Here is an 18,654-nt window from a genome sequence, read left to right as displayed (position 1 = left end):
AGGTGTTTTTGGTAATCATCTGACGAAACGAGTGCTTTCAGACAAAGGCTTTTAATCTTAGGTGTTTTGTAAATTATTGATAAATAGGTATTTTATTTGTTTTTTGTGCGAATTAAAAAATGTAATTTTATACCATTATTGTTTCGGTTTATGGCTACATTCATTTGCTGAATGGCGATCATTGAAAAGCTCTTGTTCAGTCTATTTGTCTTAGTATTTTTCGCTGGTCTATAATTACGCCCAGACGATTTCATTGATTTGCTGATATTAATGGATAAAAGAGAGTCGCTTTTAAATATTGGTGGGCAAATCGATGAGATTTTCAAAGCAGGCCTATGACGTAGCTATACTACATTTGATCTAATGTAAAAGTAGTTACGTATAGCCATTGGGTCGTGATTGACCATTCAATCGATAAAATGGTGTAAAAGTCGTGAACAAAAAAAGACCAGTCAACCTTGATATTTTAACAATATCTCAGCCAGTCACAGCAATAGTGTCTATTCTTCATCGTGTAACAGGAATCATCCTTTTTGTAGGTTTGGCCTTCTTGTTTTATGCGTTTGACCTTTCCTTGGAATCTCAAGAAGGTTTTGATCAAGTCGTTACAACACTCCAAACAAACTTTTTGGCGAAGTTTATTATTTGGGGTGTAGTTTCTGCATTGATGTACCATTTCGTTGCAGGTGTAAAACATTTGTTTATGGATTTGGGGTATTTTGAAGAATTGGAAAGTGGACGTAATGCTGCCATCGCAAACCTTGTGATTGCTGCGGTTCTAATTGTGTTAGCAGGAGTGTGGATATGGTAACTCAAATTACAAGTTTTGGTCGTTCAGGTCTTTACGACTGGATGATGCAGCGTGTTTCTGCACTCGTGTTGTCTTTATATACAGTTTTTATTATTGGTTACTTGTTGCTGAATCCTGATCTTACATACGATCAATGGAGCGGTTTATTTGCAGCAACATGGATGCGTATCTTCAGTTTAATGGTGCTTTTGTCCATTGGTATTCACTCGTGGATTGGTTTGTGGTCGATTTCTACCGACTATATAAAAGCAACCGGTCTTCGTTTTTTCTTTCAATCTCTATGCGGCTTTGTAATGTTTGTTTATGTCGTATGGGGTGTTCAGGTTCTTTGGGGGCTATAAGTAATGGCAAATATTCGTACTCTTTCTTTTGATGCCATTGTTATCGGTGGTGGTGGCGCAGGTATGCGTGCTGCACTTCAGTTAACAGAGTCAGGTTTAGATACCGCATGTGTTACTAAAGTATTTCCTACTCGTTCGCACACAGTGTCTGCCCAAGGTGGTATTACTTGTGCAATTGCCAGTGATGACCCAAATGACGATTGGCGTTGGCACATGTATGACACTGTTAAAGGGTCAGATTATATAGGTGACCAAGACGCAATTGAATACATGTGTTCTGTTGGCCCGCAAGCGGTTTTTGAACTAGAGCATATGGGTTTGCCATTTTCCCGTACTGAGCAAGGGCGTATTTATCAACGTCCATTTGGTGGGCAATCTAAAGATTTTGGTAAAGGTGGTCAGGCTGCTCGTACCTGTGCCGCTGCAGACCGTACTGGTCATGCTCTTTTACATACGCTTTATCAAGCTAACCTGAAAGGTGGTACTACTTTCTTTAATGAGTGGTATGCCACTGATCTAGTAAAAAATAGTGAAGGTGCCATTGTTGGTGTTATTGCTATTTGCATGGAAACAGGTGAAACCGTCTATTTGAAAGCGAAGGCAACGGTAATGGCGACCGGTGGTGCTGGCCGTATTTATCAGTCTACTACTAACGCACATATTAACACGGGTGATGGTGTTGCCATGGCATTGCGCGCTGGCTTCCCGATGCAAGATATGGAAATGTGGCAGTTTCACCCAACGGGTATTTATGGTGCGGGTACGCTAGTAACAGAAGGTTGTCGTGGTGAAGGTGGCTATCTGATTAATAAAGATGGTGAACGCTTTATGGAGCGTTATGCGCCAAACGCGAAAGACCTTGCAGGTCGTGATGTTGTTGCACGATCTATGATTCTTGAAATTCTTGAAGGTCGTGGCTGTGGCCCCGAAGGTGATCATGTACTATTGAAATTAGATCATCTAGGTGAAGAGACTCTTAATAAACGTCTACCAGGTATCCTTGAATTGTCTCGTACTTTTGCTCATGTTGACCCAGTAAAAGAGCCTATTCCAGTGGTTCCTACTTGCCACTACATGATGGGCGGGATTCCAACGAATGTTGGCGGTCAGGCAATTAAACAAAATGCCGATGGCGAAGATGTCATTATTGATGGGCTTTACGCTTGTGGTGAAGCTGCTTGTGTCTCTGTACATGGTGCAAACCGTCTTGGTGGCAACTCATTGCTTGATTTGGTTGTATTTGGTCGTGCCGTTGGCCTACAGGTTAAAAAGTCCCTCGATGAAGGATTTGAGTCATTAAGTGCCGATGATACTGACATTGAAAAAGCTATGGCGCGTTTGAATCGTTTAAATAACTCAACCGACGGTGAAAATGTTGCAGAAGTGCGTGCTGAGCTTCAAAAAGTGATGCAGCTGTATTTTGGTGTGTTCCGTGATGGTGCATCTATGCAAGAAGGTTTGAAACAATTGGCTGTGATTCGTACCCGTGTTGAGAATTTAAGTCTTGATGATAAGAGCCAAGCATTTAATACGGCCCGAATTGAAGCGTTGGAACTTGAAAACCTGCTTGAAATTGCAGAAGCAACAGCAATTCCTGCTGAATTTCGTAAAGAAAGCCGGGGTGCACACGCCCGTAATGACTTTACTGAGCGTGATGACGAAAATTGGTTGAAGCATTCTTTATTCCATCCTACGGATAAAACTGTCACTAAGCGTGACGTGAACTTTAAACCGAAGACAATGGAAGCTTTTCCACCTAAGATTCGTTCGTACTAAGGAGTACTCAGTATGTTAGTTAGTATTTATCGTTACAATCCTGAGGTGGACGATGCGCCATATATGCAGGATTACCAGATTGATTTGCCGGAAGGTAAAGACTTGATGGTGTTGGATGTTCTGAATTTGCTAAAAGCTCAGGATACGACTATTTCTTACCGTCGTTCATGCCGTGAAGGTGTGTGTGGTTCAGATGGTATGAATATGTCAGGTAAAAATGGTTTAGCATGTATTACACCCGTCTCAGAGGCGGCCAAGAATGATAAGTTAGTATTGCGCCCACTTCCTGGTTTACCTGTAGTACGTGACCTTGTTATTGACATGGGGCAGTTTTATAAACAGTACGAAAAAATTCGTCCGTTCCTTATTAACGATACACCGGCTCCAGCAATAGAGCGCTTGCAAAGCCCAGAAGAGCGTGAAAAACTTGATGGATTATATGAATGTATCTTGTGTGCATGTTGTTCGACAGCTTGTCCTTCATTCTGGTGGAATCCTGATAAATTTGTTGGCCCATCTGGTCTGTTGCAGGCTTATCGCTTTTTGGCTGATAGTCGTGATACGGCAACGCAAGAACGTCTTAGTGATCTAGATGATCCGTTCAGTGTGTTTCGTTGCCACGGTATCATGAACTGCGTAAATGTATGTCCTAAAGGGTTAAACCCAACTAAAGCAATTGGTAGTATTCGTACTATGCTTCTACAAAGAGCGACTTGATGAATAGCGTGGTCTATCATTGTGTTTGATGCGACCATATGAAATTGGCGGCTTGGAGATCTATTCAATGCCGCCGTTTTTACATCTTTTGTAGTAGAGAATGTAATAAAAAGAATTTAAAATTCGACTTTCACTAGAGTGTTAATCGGCTAAACTTAGTTTTTTAGTTAAGTAGGTTAATGTTTTAGGTGAATGAAGTTGGAAGAAGCGAGAAAGTAAACAAAAAAAATGAGGCTTTAACAGCCTTGCGGGCCTTAAAATGATTGATCTTGATTTTAGATCGATACCGGACCCCGGTAGCTGGCTCGAACATAAGGGTGATCGAGAATGCACGAAAGTTTAATGGAGTTGCTATGGAGCACTTCGCATTTTTCAGGTGGAAACTTGGAATATGTAGAGGGGTTGTTTGAAAGCTACCTTGTCGATCCGAACTCTGTATCGGAAGAATGGCGGAAATGTTTTGACCAATTGCCCCGCATTAGTGAGGCACAATCGACGGACCTTCCCCATTCAGTAATTCAACAGCAGTTTTTGCAAATTGGTAAGAATAAATTTCGCTCTATGCCTGTTTCGTCGGATGGTGCGGTTAGTTCTGATCACGAGCAGAAACAAATTAATGTATTGCAATTGATTGATGCTTATCGAGTGCGTGGACATCAGCATGCGACACTTGATCCGCTTGGATTGCAAAAACGTGAGAAAGTCGCAGACCTAGATATTGGTTATCACCAATTGACAGGCGCGGATATGGATACCAGTTTTAACGTAGGTTCTTTGTTCTTTAATAAAGACTCTATGAAGCTAAGTGAAATTGTGGCTGAGCTTGAAAAAACCTATTGCAGCAGCATAGGTTATGAGTTCATGCATATTGTTAATACGCAAGAAAAAGCCTGGCTTCAACAGCGTGTTGAGTCCGTGCGTTCCCATCCTGAATTTTCCCAAGAAACCCGTGAAAGTTTACTTGAACGTTTGACTGCTGCGGAAGGGTTGGAAAAATACCTCGCTAGTCGCTATCCAGGAGCAAAGCGTTTTGGCCTTGAAGGTGGCGAAAGCTTAATCCCGATGATTAATGAGCTGATTCAGCGTTCTGGCGCATTAGGTGCGAAAGAAGTTGTGATTGGTATGGCCCACCGTGGTCGCTTAAACGTATTAGTTAATACCTTAGGTAAGAGCCCAAAAGACTTGTTCGACGAGTTTGAAGGTAAGAAACTGGTTAATACTTCTGGTGACGTTAAATACCACCAAGGCTTTTCTTCTAATGTGATGACGGCGGGCGGGGAAGTTCATATCGCTCTTGCTTTTAACCCATCTCACTTAGAGATTGTTTCTCCAGTTGTTGAAGGTTCAGTTAGAGCGCGCCAAGATCGTCGTAAAGATACTACTGGTAAAGCTGTTGTTCCTATCTCCATTCATGGTGATGCGGCTTTTGCTGGTCAGGGTGTGGTCATGGAGACGTTCCAAATGTCTCAAACCCGAGGTTTCCGCACTGGTGGTACGGTTCATATTGTGATCAACAACCAAGTTGGCTTTACGACTAACCGTCAAGAGGACTCGCGTTCTACCGAATACGCAACAGATGTTGCTAAGATGATTCAGGCTCCTATTTTCCATGTAAATGGTGATGATCCGGAAGCAGTATTGTTTATTACTCAGCTTGCTTTGGATTATCGTTATGAGTTTGGTCGTGACGTTGTGATCGACATGGTTTGTTATCGTCGTCGTGGACACAATGAAACAGACGAGCCTTCCGGTACTCAACCATTGATGTATAGCATCATCAACAAGTTAAAAACGACTCGAACTTTATATGCTGAGCGTTTGGTTGCAGAGTCTGTTGTTTCTCAAGCAACGGCCGATCAAATGGTGAATGAAAACCGAGAAGACTTAGATAATGGTCGTCATGTCTCTAAGAGCTTGGTACTAGAGCCAAAATCTGAGCTGTTCGTCGATTGGAAACCTTATTTAGGGGTTGAATGGACGGATGCGGGTGATACCACATACCCGCTTGCTAAATTGCAAGAAATAGCGAAGAAATTGACCACTATCCCTGATGGGGTTGTGGTTCAACGTCAAGTTCAAAAGATTTACCAAGATCGAGATAAAATGACGGCAGGGGCGCTTCCTCTTAATTGGGGTTATGCTGAAACCTTGGCTTTTGCTACCTTGCTTGAGCAAAATTATCCGATACGTATTACTGGCCAAGATTCTGGTCGTGGTACTTTCTCCCATCGTCACGCGGTTATTCATAGCCAAAAAGACGGTAGCACTTATGTTCCTTTGAAGCACTTATCAGACGATCAGCCAACGCTTGATTTGTATGATTCTTACTTGTCGGAAGAAGCGGTTCTAGCCTTCGAATATGGTTATTCGACTACGTCCCCAGAAGGCATGGTTATCTGGGAAGCACAATTTGGTGACTTCGCTAACGGTGCACAGGTGGTGATTGACCAGTTTATTACCAGTGGTGAACATAAGTGGGGACGTTTATGTGGTCTGACTATGTTGTTGCCTCATGGTTATGAAGGTCAGGGCCCAGAGCATTCTTCTGCTCGTCTAGAACGCTTTATGCAATTATGTGCGGAATTTAATATTCAAGTTTGTGTACCTACTACACCAGCTCAAATATTCCACATTATCCGTCGTCAAGCGATTCGACCTATGCGTCGACCTTTGATTATCATGTCTCCTAAGAGTCTGCTGCGTCATAAGCAAGCTATCTCAACATTAGAAGACTTAGCGGAAGGTAGCTTTAAAACAGTATTGCCAGAAGCGTCAGAGACGGTGGCTGCAGATAAAGTGAAACGCATTATTCTTTGTAGCGGTAAAATTTATTACGATTTGATTAATCGTCGTGAAGAGCTGAAAAAAGATGATGTTGCCGTGATACGTTTGGAGCAATTGTACCCGTTCCCATATGCAGACCTTGAATCTGAATTAGAACAGTATAAAAATGTTGAGCGTTTGGTTTGGTGTCAAGAAGAACCTAAAAACCAAGGTGCTTGGCATGCCAATCGTCATCGTATGAACCGAGTATTGGAAAAGTTATATCCAGCACTGAAAATTAGCTTCGCAGGTCGAATTTCGTCTGCTGCGCCAGCCGCTGGTTATATGTCAATCCATGTTGAAGAACAAGAAGCGCTGGTCAACGACGCATTAGTTGGTTAGTACCATAGCCTGTCAGAGAGAGATAAGGGTATAAAATGAGTATTGAAATTAAAGCACCTACTTTTCCAGAATCCGTAGCAGACGGTACTGTTGCTACTTGGCACAAACAGCCAGGCGAAGCGTGTAAGCGTGATGAGCTAATTGTTGATATTGAGACTGACAAAGTTGTTTTGGAAGTCGTTGCTCCTGCTGACGGTGTACTTGAGACAATCGTTAAAGCTGAAGGTGATACCGTGTTGAGTGATGAAGTTATTGCGACCTTCGAGTCTGGCGCAGCAGCATCGTCTGCATCTGTTGAAAAAACAGCTGCGCCTGCTGCGGCGGCGCCAGCCTCTAGCGCTTCAGAAACGGTTGAAATAAAAACGCCAACTTTTCCTGAATCTGTTGCTGACGGTACCGTTGCTACTTGGTACAAGCAGCCGGGTGAAGCTTGTGCTCGCGATGAGCACATTGTTGATATTGAAACCGATAAAGTGGTTCTTGAAGTGGTTGCTCCAGCCGCTGGAGCCATTGGCGAAATCTTTAAAAATGAAGGCGATACAGTGCAGAGCGCTGAAATATTAGGGAATTTCCTAGTTGGTGCTTCTGGTTCTGCCGCAGCGCCGGTAGCTGAAACTGCTCCAGTTGCTGTTGAGTCTGACGAAGACGGTGTTGCTGGTCCTGCCGCACGTAAAGCACTGGCTGAAGCTGGTCTTTCTGCAGCACAAGTGAAGGGTACAGGCAAAGGTGGCCGTATTACTAAAGAAGATGTAGATGCAGCAGCTAAAGCGAAAACTTCTGCTCCTGTGGCTGCTGCCGCGCCAGCTGCGATGCCAGCTCTTGGCGCAGATGGCCGTATCGAAAAACGTGTTCCTATGACTCGTCTACGTGCCACGATAGCCAAACGTTTAGTCGAAGCTCAACAAACCGCTGCCTTATTGACGACTTATAATGAAGTCAATATGGGTCCTGTTATGGAGATCCGTAAGAAATACAAAGATGAGTTCATGAAGACTCATAATGGCACTAAGCTTGGCTTTATGTCTTTCTTTGTGAAAGCGGCAACAGAAGCATTGAAACGCTTCCCAGCGGTGAACGCTTCTATCGATGGCAATGACATGGTTTACCATGGCTATCAAGATATTGGTGTAGCAGTCTCTACGAATCGTGGTTTGATGGTTCCTGTACTTCGCAATACTGAAGCGATGGGCCTTGCAGATATTGAATCTACTATCATGGACTTTGCTATTCGCGGTCGTGACGGTAAATTGGGTATGGATGATATGCAGGGTGGTACTTTCACCATTACTAATGGCGGTACTTTTGGTTCTTTGATGTCTACGCCGATTATTAATCCGCCTCAAACAGCTATCTTGGGTATGCATAAAATTCAAGATCGTCCAATGGCGGTAAATGGTCAGGTTGTCATCCAACCAATGATGTATCTAGCACTGTCTTATGATCATCGTATGATCGATGGTAAAGAAGCTGTGCAATTCTTGGTAACGATTAAAGACTTGCTTGAAGATCCAGCTCGTCTATTGCTTGAAATCTAAGTATTCGTACCAATAGAGTGTATGAATTGATACTGTAGCAGCGCTTATCAAGCGCTGCTTAGTTTGACTGATAAAATGGAACCTCTTATGTCTGATAAATTTGATGTTGTTGTAATCGGTGGCGGCCCTGGTGGTTATGTTGCTGCAATTCGTGCTGCTCAGCTAGGTCTGAAAACAGCATGTATCGAAAAATGGTTAGACAAAGGAAACAAGCCTCGTTTAGGTGGTACTTGTTTGAACGTTGGTTGTATTCCTTCCAAAGCATTGCTTGATTCTTCTCAAAAATACCATGATGCAAAAGAGTCTTATGGCGTGCATGGCATCAGCGTTGGCGATGTCGCTATGGATGTGAATGCCATGGTTGATCGTAAAGATAAAATTGTTGATCAATTGACCAGCGGTATTACTGGTTTATTCAAAGCGAACGGTGTGACCAGTTTTGAAGGTTTTGGTAAGGTTCTAGCGAACAAAAAAGTTGAGTTTACAGCGCATGACGGTAGCGTGACTGTCATTGATGCGGAAAACATCATTTTGGCGACAGGTTCTATTCCAGTAAACATTCCACCTGCTCCACGTACTGGCGACATTATTGTTGATAACGAAGGTGCATTAGATTTCCGAGCAATACCTAAACGTCTTGGTGTTATCGGTGCTGGTGTGATTGGCCTTGAACTTGGTTCTGTATGGGCTCGCCTAGGATCTGAAGTTGTGGTTCTTGAAGCGCAAGACTCTTTCTTGAGTGTTTGTGATCAAGATATTGCTAAAGAAGCGGCTAAGATTTTCAAAAAACAAGACCTAGATATTCGTCTTGGTGCTCGTGTTACCGGTAGTCAGATCAACGGTGAAGAAGTAGAAGTGACTTACCTTGACGCTAAAGGTGAAGAGCAGAAGCAAACTTTTGATAAATTGATCGTTGCAGTTGGCCGTAAGCCATTTACTGATGGTTGTTTGGCTGGTGACTCAGGCGTTAATCTAGATGAGCGTGGTTTTGTTTTTGTTGATGAACAATGCCGTACCTCTGTACCTGGTATCTTTGCGATCGGTGATATCGTTCGTGGTCCAATGTTGGCACATAAAGCATCTGAAGAAGGTGTGATGGTTGCAGACATTATCGCTGGTCATAAAGCACAAATGAACTATGACTGCATTCCTTCTGTTATTTATACTCACCCAGAGCTTGCTTGGGTTGGTAAAAATGAGCAAGAGCTGAAAGCGGAAGGTGTAAAATATAAAGTGGGTAAGTTCCCATTTGCAGCATCTGGTCGCGCTATGGCGGCGAATGATACGGATGGTTTTGTTAAAATTATCGCTTGTGAAGAAACAGATCGCATCTTGGGTTGCCATATCATTGGTGGTCATGCGGCGGACTTGATTGCACAAGCGGTTATTGCAATGGAATTTGGTTCTACGGCAGAAGACATTGCTTTGACTGTATTTGCTCACCCAACAGTAAGTGAAGCAGTACACGAAGCCGCGTTGGCAGTAGATGGCCATGCAATTCATATTGCAAACCGTAAAAAGCGTTAATAAAAAAAATAGATTTGCCGGCCACGAGCCGGCAATTTCTGTCTTAACGGACAGAGCTTATGTCAATCATTAAGATGAGCGGAAGAATCAAATGAACCTACATGAATATCAGGCTAAACAGCTTTTTGCTGATTATAACCTGCCAGTATCTACAGGGTACGCAGTAGACACGCCAAAAGCGGCGGTGGAAGCGGCGAAAAAAATCGGTGGTGACAAGTGGGTTGTTAAAGCTCAAGTACACGCAGGTGGTCGCGGTAAAGCGGGCGGTGTAAAACTTGTTGATTCTTATGACGCAATTACTGAGTTTACGCAGCACTGGTTAGGTAAAAACCTAGTTACTTATCAAACAGATGAGAAAGGCCAGCCAGTCGCTAAGATTCTTGTAGAATCTTGCACTGACATTGCCAACGAATTGTATCTAGGTGCAGTCGTTGACCGTTCAACTCGTAAAGTCGTTTTCATGGCGTCTACTGAAGGCGGTGTTGAGATTGAGAAAGTGGCTGAGGAAACCCCTGAGCTAATTCACAAAGCGATCATTGATCCTCTTGTTGGTGCTCAACCTTATCAAGCACGTGAAATGGCATTTAAATTGGGTCTTAACCCAGCACAAATCAAGCAGTTCACTAAGATCTTCCTTGGTTTGTCACAAATGTTCCATGACTATGATTTTGCATTGCTAGAAATTAACCCTCTAGTGATCACGGATGAAGGTAACCTCCATTGTCTAGATGGTAAAATCGGTATTGATAGCAACGCAGTTTACCGCCAGAAGAAAATGCAAGAGTTTCATGATCCATCTCAAGAAGATGAGCGTGAAGCACATGCCGCACAGTGGGAGCTTAACTACGTAGCACTAGATGGAAACGTCGGTTGCATGGTTAACGGTGCCGGACTAGCGATGGGTACTATGGACATCGTGAACCTACATGGTGGCAAACCTGCTAACTTCCTAGATGTCGGCGGCGGTGCGACAAAAGAGCGTGTTGCTGAAGCATTTAAAATCATTCTTTCTGATGACAATGTTAAAGCCGTATTGGTTAACATCTTTGGTGGTATCGTTCGTTGTGACATGATCGCTGAAGGTATTATCGGTGCCGTTGAGCAGGTTGGTGTTACCGTACCTGTTGTTGTACGTCTAGAGGGTACGAATGCTGACCTTGGTCGTGAAGTACTAGCGAAATCTGATCTTGATATCATCGCGGCTACCAGTCTTAAAGATGCAGCTATCCAAGTTGTTAAAGCTGCGGAGGGCAAATAATGTCTGTATTAATTAATAAAGATACTAAAGTTATCTGTCAGGGTTTTACTGGCGGACAGGGTACTTTCCATTCTGAGCAAGCGATTGCTTATGGTACAAAAATGGTTGGTGGTGTAACACCTGGTAAAGGTGGTCAAACTCACCTAGGCCTGCCTGTATTCAATACAGTAAAAGAAGCCGTTGAAGCAACGGGCGCTGAAGCGTCTGTTATCTATGTACCTGCTCCTTTCTGTAAAGACTCTATCCTTGAAGCGGCTAACTCTGGCATCAAGTTGATCGTTTGTATTACTGAAGGTATTCCTACTTTGGATATGCTTGATTGTAAAGTGGCTTGTGATGCTCTAGGTGTTCGTCTAGTTGGCCCTAACTGCCCAGGTGTTATTACTCCTGGTGAATGTAAGATTGGTATCATGCCTGGTCATATTCATCTGCCAGGTAAAGTAGGTATCGTATCTCGTTCAGGTACTTTGACTTATGAAGCAGTTAAACAAACTACTGATGCAGGCTTTGGTCAATCTACTTGTGTTGGTATCGGTGGTGATCCAATTCCAGGTACTAACTTCATCGACGTATTGGAATTGTTCCAAAACGACCCACAAACTGAAGCGATTGTGATGATCGGTGAAATTGGTGGTACGGCTGAAGAAGAAGCGGCTGCTTATATCAAAGCAAATGTGACTAAACCTGTTGTTTCTTACATTGCGGGTGTTACTGCTCCTGCTGGTAAGCGTATGGGTCATGCTGGCGCTATCATCTCTGGTGGTAAAGGTACGGCAGATGAGAAATTCGCAGCCCTAGAAGACGCTGGTGTTAAAACCGTTCGTTCTTTGGCTGATATTGGTTCTGCATTGAAAGAATTGACTGGCTGGTAAGCTGGCTTTTTCAATAACGTTTTACTGATTAAAATCCCTGCTTTATGCAGGGATTTTTTGTTTAAGCTGAGTAAAATGATTGATGGAATGTCCATTTTGTTTAGAGAATAATAATTGCGCTATTGATAAAAACTCTGCTGTTAAAAACAGTCAGCCTTGTTGGTGCTTTGCCGTTAATGTTCCCAATGAGATGCTACAACTTATTCCGAAAGAGAAGTCCGTTTCGGTGTGTGTTTGTCAAAAGTGCATCGCGCAGTACCATCAAGATAAAGGAGAATTTATTAGGCGTTTCGCTATCGATAGTTAAAGCGGTCTTTTGTCGTGCTTAAGTTACTTTAAATGGCATGCTGAGTTCCAAATAATAATAAAAAGAGGTGTTGAATGGTTAGCCGGTTTGGGGAACAAATGTATGATATCGCTGTAATAGGTGCCGGAATTGTGGGCTTGTCTACCGCTTGGCAACTGCAAAAGCGTTATCCCCAATGGAATATTGTATTAATTGATAAAGAGCAAGAGGTAGGTACGCATCAGACAGGCCATAATTCTGGAGTGATACATGCGGGAGTGTATTATGCACCGGGCAGTCTCAAAGCCAAGTTTTGCAAACAGGGAGCAGAGGCAACAAAAACATTTTGCCATAAGCATCACATCGATTTTGATCAATGTGGAAAGTTGTTAGTCGCCACCAACGAACTTGAAAAACAACGAATGGATGCTCTCTATACACGTTGTTTAGAAAACGACCTTGAGGTGATTAAGCTGGATGAAGAACAACTTAAAGAGCGAGAGCCTAATGTAAAAGGAATAGGGGCACTTTTTGTTCCTTCTACGGGCATAGTGAATTACCGCCATGTCTGTCAGAAGTTAGCCGAATTATTTGTTAAAGGCGGAGGTGATCTCCGGTTAGGCAGTGAAGTGGTTGATCTGAGCGAAAGCCATGAGCAGGTTACTATCACATTGGATAATGATGTAGTGAGTGCCTCGTACTTGGTCAGTTGTAGTGGTTTGATGGCTGATCGGCTGACTAAAATGCTCAACATCCCCACAGACTTTCAGATTATTCCCTTTAGGGGGGAATATTATCAATTGCCAAGCAAATTCAATAATGTGGTGAACCACCTTATTTATCCTATACCTGACCCAGATTTGCCTTTTTTAGGTGTGCACCTTACTCGTATGATAGACGGGTCCGTCACGGTAGGCCCAAATGCGGTACAAGGATGGAAGCGAGAAGGTTATGGGCGCATAAACATTAGCCCAAGGGATATTCTAGACATGGTGCGTTTTTCAGGTTTTTGGAAACTACTGTTTAAGCATTGGCGTACTGGTTTGGTCGAAACGAAAAATTCATGGTACAAACCGGGGTACCTTGCGCAAGTGAGAAAGTATTGTGAGCAAATTAAATTAGAAGATTTACAGTATTATCCCGCGGGTATTAGAGCACAAGCCGTGATGAAAGACGGTAGCCTAGTGCACGATTTTTTATTTTCGCAAAGTACTCGCACCCTGCATGTGTGCAATGCGCCTTCTCCAGCAGCGACCAGCGCGTTTCCCATTGGAGCTTATATTGTGGATACTCTAGATAGGCAAATTACATCTCTTTAAAATACTCTTGCTCAAGCTAAAAAAGGAGCCCTGTTATAGGCTCCTTTTTTCATGCAAAACCTTCTTACTTAAAACGAGTAATTGGCATTAATCATGAAACTTCTGGAAGGTCCGTAGAAATTGAACGTCCCAGTAGTGCCAACGCGCTCATAATATTTATTATCTAAAAGGTTTTTGATATTGAGCGATACTTTAAAATCATCATTAATTTGTTTGCTAACAGAAGCATCGACAATGGCATAGCCGGCGGCATTTATGCGTGTCCCTCTTTCGTAATAAAAGTCACTCATGGCGGTCAGACCAGCTCCGACTGTGATCCCTTCTAAAGTAGGCATTTTATATTTGGCCCATGTGGATAGAGTGTGCAGTGGCATGGAGCTAAAGTTGGCATTCTTATCACCGCTGATGTTTTTAGTATCCATATAGGTGTAACCCATTAACATGTCCCAAGCGCCGTATTGTCCACTTAGCTCTGCCTCAAAGCCTCTAACCTGCGTTTTACCAGAGGCCTCATAGGTATTTCCTGTTATTGATGTAGCACGGTTTTCATCTGTTAGTTGGAATAAGGAAATACGGCTGTTCAATAGACCATTATCGTAGCTTCCTTTCAAACCAATTTCATATTGCTCACCAACACGAGGGGCAATGATATTGCCATTAACATCGCTTTGCGTTTGCGGCTTGAAAACTTCTGAATAACTAGAATAAAACGCTTGAGAGGATGTTAAGTCGTAAACGGCTCCCGCGTAAGATGTGAGTTGATGGGTTTCGCTTTTTGTTTGCTTGCCATTGTCTATGTCATATGTACTAACACGTGCCCCCGTAATGAGTGCTAAATTATCAATTGGACGGAATGTTAGTTTTCCATAAATACCTTTCTCTGAAGAAGAGCCTTTAGAGTGGTCGCTATAATTCGTAGCTGCATAGCTAACATTGGACGAATTAAAAGTATTGATATTGATACTACCGATATTCCTATCATAAGAGGAATCAAAATGGTTTTTATCCTTTTTATGGTCTATTCCGACAACAAACTCATTGATATTGCCCATTGCCTCAAAAGGCTGGCTGTAGCTTGCATCCAATGCCCATGCCGTTTCACTACGATCACCCCGGTAATCAGCAAGGCTTGTATTTCCTAAGCTATCTACTGAGCTACCTGTAAAGGCATATTGGAAATCCGTATCCCGTTCTGAATAACGTCCTGCTATGCGTCCACGGCCGCCATTAGCAAACTGTCTTGTGAGATCTAAAAATAAATCGGTTGATTCATAGTTAAAGTCGTTCCAATTGGCACCCAAGAAAGTGGAAGGAGCAACATCCAGTAAGCTGCCGTCTGCATAGCTTGGTAGGCCATTTGAAGGGGTAATGCTTTTTGTTTGATGCAAGGCAGCGACTGAAAGTTCAGTCTTATCATCTAGGTCAATATCCAGTGTCGCGTAAAGGCTTTGATCCGTATTTTCATTCTGATCGACTTCATTTGGTGCATCTGCGTGAGAAAGAACGATACGGCTACGCACGCTTTCGTCTTCATTTAATGCCCCAGATAGATCAGCACTTAATTGATTGCGTCCCCAGCTGCCAAGACCTAAATTCACAGAGCCTTGAGTATCGGATGTGGCGCGTTTACGTACTAGGTTGATGATGCCGCCCAACTCACTTGTACTGCTAAATAGCCCAGAAGGGCCACGCATAATTTCAACACGGTCAAATGCGGATAGAGAAGGGAGTGACCCGTAAACACTGCTAATGGGCGCTGGTAAGCCATCAATGAGTGCTTCATCATATTCGTAACCTCGGGAAAAAATCGAGGAGCGTCCGCTGTCATTACTCAAGGTACGTAACCCCGGCGTTACTTTAGCGACATCATCGAGGTGAATGATATTACGGTCTTTAAGGTAGTCGTTGGTGAGAACGGTGATCGACTGTGGAATATCTTTTAGCGCCGCTGGCGTTTTTGTGCCTACTGTTGCGGCTTCAACATTATAACCCGTCATCTCTTCACTTGACTCTGTATCGTATAAAGCATTGCCTTCAATTGTTAGGGTTGGAATGACAATGCTGTTTTCGATTTCTGTCGCTAATAGTGTCTTTGGAAATAATGTTAATAATGCGATTGAAGCCACTTTAATAGGTAGGGAAGGTGATACTTTTAAATATAAGGATAAATGAGTGTGTCTGTATTTTGGCATGACTTTGGTCTCTAGAAAGGTATATTAATCAACAAACGTAAAAGAGAATCAATTGCATTTGTAGGGTCTGGGGCGTATTATTCCACAGCTACTGATTGGCTTTCTTATGCGTGGTAATCAATCTGTTATGCGTATCCCTCAAATAGCCAATGAAAGCGGTATTCTTGTCGTAATACTGGCAAAGTGACTTACTAAGGGTGGATGAATTGATGGAATACCTTGAACTAGAAGATAATGCTCAGTTCTTAAAGCGCTATCAGCTTTATGTTAATACGTCAGACACACCTCAAAAAACGTCTAAAACTCATCGTCAGTCTGCATCTCTTATGCAAGGCATGATGCTGACAGAGTTACTTCCTTCAGGTATGACCTTCCACATGGTCAATGCGAAAGCGATACGAGATTTTGGTTTTGAAGCAGAACTGTTTCCTAATTTTAAAATTGCCTTATTTCTCTCGGGAAACATGCGTTTCCAGCTAGGCGAGCAAAAGACTCAGCTTGGAGAAAAAGCAAGACACGCGAAAGTCATGACCTTAAGTGAGCCTGACTTATGCTCAATGAATGCAAAAGCTGATGAACAAAGGTCTGCCTTATATTTGTCAGTAGAACCTGATTGGTTTGAAAAAAATGGTATGGAATCTAGCGGCATCAAGCAGCAATTGGCGAATCACGGTGGTCTCGATGATTGGGCCTTGCCAGAAATATTGTGGTTGCAGGCTCAGCAATTACTGACACAAAATGATCAAAGTTATGTGAGTCGTATGGCCAGAGAAGGCTTTGCCTTGTCATTGATGGCGTGCTGGTTAGATACTTTATCTTATAAAGAGCCTGTGAATTTACGCCCAGAAAGTCGTCGAGTGCAACAGTTTCGAGATTTATTGAATAGTCAGGAAGTACTGACCATGAGCCTAAGTAGTATTCGTAATCAACTGGGTATGAGTTCTGCTACCTTACAACGTTACGCCCACGAACACCTTAATATGAGTATTACACAATATTTAAGGCTGCGTCGTTTAGAACTGGCTCGCACTGCTTTACATCGAGATGGTATCTCTATTATTGAGGCGGCTCTGCTCGCTGGTTATAATCATGCGAGCAACTTCACAACAGCCTTTAAACGCGAGTTTGGAGTGTCGCCCACCGACGCACATCTTTTACCAAGATTGATGCGCCGCGCCCTCTGAAGCCAATATCTTATACTTAACAAGATCAGTGAAAGGCTTCTTCCCGTGTTATTGAAGAAAAAGCGGCTGACCCCCATGGCCTTGTTAGCTAATTAGTTGCTCAAAAATTTTTAGGGAAGCGGTGTTTATGATGGCGTTTGCTTTGTCATAGCGTCATAAATGATCTGTTGTTGAGTGGCTAAGTCTTGACCTTGTTCTAGAGTGATTACTCTTACTTGTGTTTTCAGAATACCTTCCCAGATATTATCTGCAATAGTGATGGACTCGCCTTGTATTTGTACAAGTAGGTCCACACCATACTTATTGATTAATGCAGATACCTCACTGGGTGAATAGACAGTGACTCCATGTACCTGAGTGCGATTAGCCCATGGTTCATCATTAATAAATGCCGTTATTTCAATGGGTTGTGATGAAGTTAGGTTGTTATCCAGTAAGGACTTAGATAGAGTGAAGCATTGGTAATCGATCCCAATAAAAACGACTTTTTTAGGTGGTGTGTTAGCTTTAAAAAAGCGGCATAAGCGTTGTTGTAATGTAAGAGCCAATATAAACCTTAGTTAGAATTTGAGCCATTTTGATTGCCATCCAGTATCGCATTTTTATGAATAGGGCATCAATATCTGCTGACTTGACTCTAGGGAAATAGGATGGACTCTCACACTATAGGCATCTAGGTGCCAAGAATAAGAGAAGTTTTTACACAACTGTGCTCGCGGTCTTTTGTAAAAAACTCTAAGATAATTTCAATGGATCAATCACTTGAGTAATGGAGCAATAATGAAGTTCACTCGTATTCTGCTTTTACCTTTTTTATTTATTGGCTTTAGTGTGTTCGCAGCGACACCTGAAAACAACGTTCAATTAGGTATTTATACTTCCATAATTACCTATACAGAACCTTCAGTGATGGAAGAAGAGGGCTCTTTATTTGGATTTATTGGCCGGTTTTCATCCCATAAAAATGGTGACTTTCTATCATTAGAAGCGTCTTATGCTAGTGGCTATATGGATTATGAAGGGTCAGGGACAATCGAAGATATCCCAGATGAAATGCTTGAAATACGAGGTTTGATCGGGCGAGATTTGAAAATCAGTTCAAACTATCGAATGACCCCTTATATTGGCTTGGGCTACCGTAACCTGAATGACGACTCGAGTGGTATGGTGTCCAGCACATTACGTTATGGTTATGAACGCGAACAGATTTATTTATATGTGCCATTTGGCTTAGAGTTTAAAAGAGCAAGCTTGGCTGGCGGCGGCTGGACATTAAGTGGTCGTATTGAATTTGACTACTTGCTTGAAGGAAAAAACAAGAGCTATACCAGTGTGGGGGGAAGTGACCATAATGACTTGTCTTTTACCCAATCTGAGGGCTATGGAAACCGTATAAGCATTGGCTTTACTCGAACCTTCGGCACAGGCCGAGCTATTATTATTGAACCATTCTATAAACATTGGGATATTGCCAGATCAACGGTAGATTACGATGGTGATACACCTATGGTAGAGCCCTATAATTACTCTAGAGAGATGGGCATAGCCTTATTACTGACTATTTAGCACCGGATCATGAGACTAATAGCTTTTAATTGATCACAAGAGGCTGAAACTGAGGGGACATAATTTGAATGATAGAAAGGCCGCCTAAGAGTCTAGGTGGCCTTT

Annotated in this window: 15 protein-coding genes; 13 read left to right on the top strand and 2 right to left on the bottom strand. The window is 42.7% G+C overall.

Annotation, left to right across the window (positions count from 1 at the left end):
* Positions 1 to 433: 433 nt before the first annotated feature.
* The 11 genes from sdhC (at position 434) to lhgD (ending at position 13,607) form a co-directional block, all read left to right on the top strand.
* Complete coding sequence (sdhC, locus tag I8J31_RS12245) at positions 434 to 811, top strand: succinate dehydrogenase, cytochrome b556 subunit (protein ID WP_199468855.1); 378 nt, start codon at positions 434 to 436, stop codon at positions 809 to 811.
* The gene (gene sdhD, locus I8J31_RS12240) at positions 805 to 1,152 is read left to right on the top strand and encodes a succinate dehydrogenase, hydrophobic membrane anchor protein (protein WP_199468854.1); all 348 of its coding nucleotides are present in this window, start codon (positions 805 to 807) and stop codon (positions 1,150 to 1,152) included. The genes sdhC and sdhD overlap by 7 nt, the downstream gene beginning before the upstream one ends.
* A gap of 3 nt (positions 1,153 to 1,155) precedes the next feature.
* Positions 1,156 to 2,928, top strand: a complete 1,773-nt coding sequence (gene sdhA, locus I8J31_RS12235) for a succinate dehydrogenase flavoprotein subunit (RefSeq protein WP_199468853.1) — start codon at positions 1,156 to 1,158, stop codon at positions 2,926 to 2,928.
* Between the two features lie 12 nt (positions 2,929 to 2,940).
* Positions 2,941 to 3,645, top strand: coding sequence for a succinate dehydrogenase iron-sulfur subunit (locus I8J31_RS12230; RefSeq protein WP_199468852.1), 705 nt, complete (start codon positions 2,941 to 2,943; stop codon positions 3,643 to 3,645).
* 327 nt (positions 3,646 to 3,972) lie between these two features.
* Complete coding sequence (locus I8J31_RS12225) at positions 3,973 to 6,810, top strand: 2-oxoglutarate dehydrogenase E1 component (protein ID WP_199468851.1); 2,838 nt, start codon at positions 3,973 to 3,975, stop codon at positions 6,808 to 6,810.
* A gap of 35 nt (positions 6,811 to 6,845) precedes the next feature.
* Positions 6,846 to 8,345 (top strand): 2-oxoglutarate dehydrogenase complex dihydrolipoyllysine-residue succinyltransferase, encoded by a 1,500-nt coding sequence (gene odhB, locus I8J31_RS12220; RefSeq protein WP_199468850.1) that lies wholly within the window; start codon positions 6,846 to 6,848, stop codon positions 8,343 to 8,345.
* A gap of 87 nt (positions 8,346 to 8,432) precedes the next feature.
* A complete protein-coding gene (gene lpdA / locus I8J31_RS12215) occupies positions 8,433 to 9,872 on the top strand; it encodes a dihydrolipoyl dehydrogenase (protein WP_199468849.1) in 1,440 nt (479 codons plus the stop codon).
* A 91-nt stretch (positions 9,873 to 9,963) separates the two neighbouring features.
* Positions 9,964 to 11,130 carry an ADP-forming succinate--CoA ligase subunit beta gene (gene sucC, locus I8J31_RS12210; protein WP_199468848.1) on the top strand — a complete coding sequence of 389 codons (1,167 nt, stop codon included), beginning with the start codon at positions 9,964 to 9,966 and terminating at the stop codon, positions 11,128 to 11,130.
* Positions 11,130 to 12,002, top strand: a complete 873-nt coding sequence (gene sucD, locus I8J31_RS12205; RefSeq protein WP_199468847.1) for a succinate--CoA ligase subunit alpha — start codon at positions 11,130 to 11,132, stop codon at positions 12,000 to 12,002. The genes sucC and sucD overlap by 1 nt, the downstream gene beginning before the upstream one ends.
* 82 nt (positions 12,003 to 12,084) lie before the next feature.
* The gene (locus tag I8J31_RS21225; RefSeq protein WP_369122891.1) at positions 12,085 to 12,309 is read left to right on the top strand and encodes a cysteine-rich CWC family protein; all 225 of its coding nucleotides are present in this window, start codon (positions 12,085 to 12,087) and stop codon (positions 12,307 to 12,309) included.
* A gap of 98 nt (positions 12,310 to 12,407) precedes the next feature.
* Positions 12,408 to 13,607, top strand: coding sequence for an L-2-hydroxyglutarate dehydrogenase (lhgD, locus tag I8J31_RS12195; protein WP_199468845.1), 1,200 nt, complete (start codon positions 12,408 to 12,410; stop codon positions 13,605 to 13,607).
* Between the two features lie 68 nt (positions 13,608 to 13,675).
* Here the strand turns inward: lhgD and I8J31_RS12190 are convergent, their stop codons facing one another.
* Positions 13,676 to 15,799, bottom strand: a complete 2,124-nt coding sequence (locus tag I8J31_RS12190) for a TonB-dependent siderophore receptor (RefSeq protein ID WP_199468844.1) — start codon at positions 15,797 to 15,799, stop codon at positions 13,676 to 13,678.
* Positions 15,800 to 16,008: 209 nt separating this feature from the next.
* Between I8J31_RS12190 and I8J31_RS12185 the strand changes: the two genes are divergently transcribed.
* Positions 16,009 to 16,983, top strand: a complete 975-nt coding sequence (locus I8J31_RS12185; protein ID WP_199468843.1) for a helix-turn-helix domain-containing protein — start codon at positions 16,009 to 16,011, stop codon at positions 16,981 to 16,983.
* A gap of 125 nt (positions 16,984 to 17,108) precedes the next feature.
* Here I8J31_RS12185 and I8J31_RS12180 read toward each other — a convergent pair whose 3' ends face one another.
* Positions 17,109 to 17,531, bottom strand: coding sequence for a nucleoside-diphosphate sugar epimerase/dehydratase (locus tag I8J31_RS12180; RefSeq protein WP_199468842.1), 423 nt, complete (start codon positions 17,529 to 17,531; stop codon positions 17,109 to 17,111).
* A gap of 232 nt (positions 17,532 to 17,763) precedes the next feature.
* On the opposite strand from I8J31_RS12180, the gene I8J31_RS12175 reads away from it, so the two are divergent.
* The gene (locus I8J31_RS12175) at positions 17,764 to 18,549 is read left to right on the top strand and encodes an autotransporter domain-containing protein (protein WP_233402751.1); all 786 of its coding nucleotides are present in this window, start codon (positions 17,764 to 17,766) and stop codon (positions 18,547 to 18,549) included.
* Positions 18,550 to 18,654: the final 105 nt, after the last annotated feature.

Source organism: Marinomonas transparens, assembly GCF_016463975.1.
Classification (GTDB): domain Bacteria; phylum Pseudomonadota; class Gammaproteobacteria; order Pseudomonadales; family Marinomonadaceae; genus Marinomonas; species Marinomonas transparens.
This window is presented reverse-complemented; position numbering and strand designations above follow the sequence as displayed.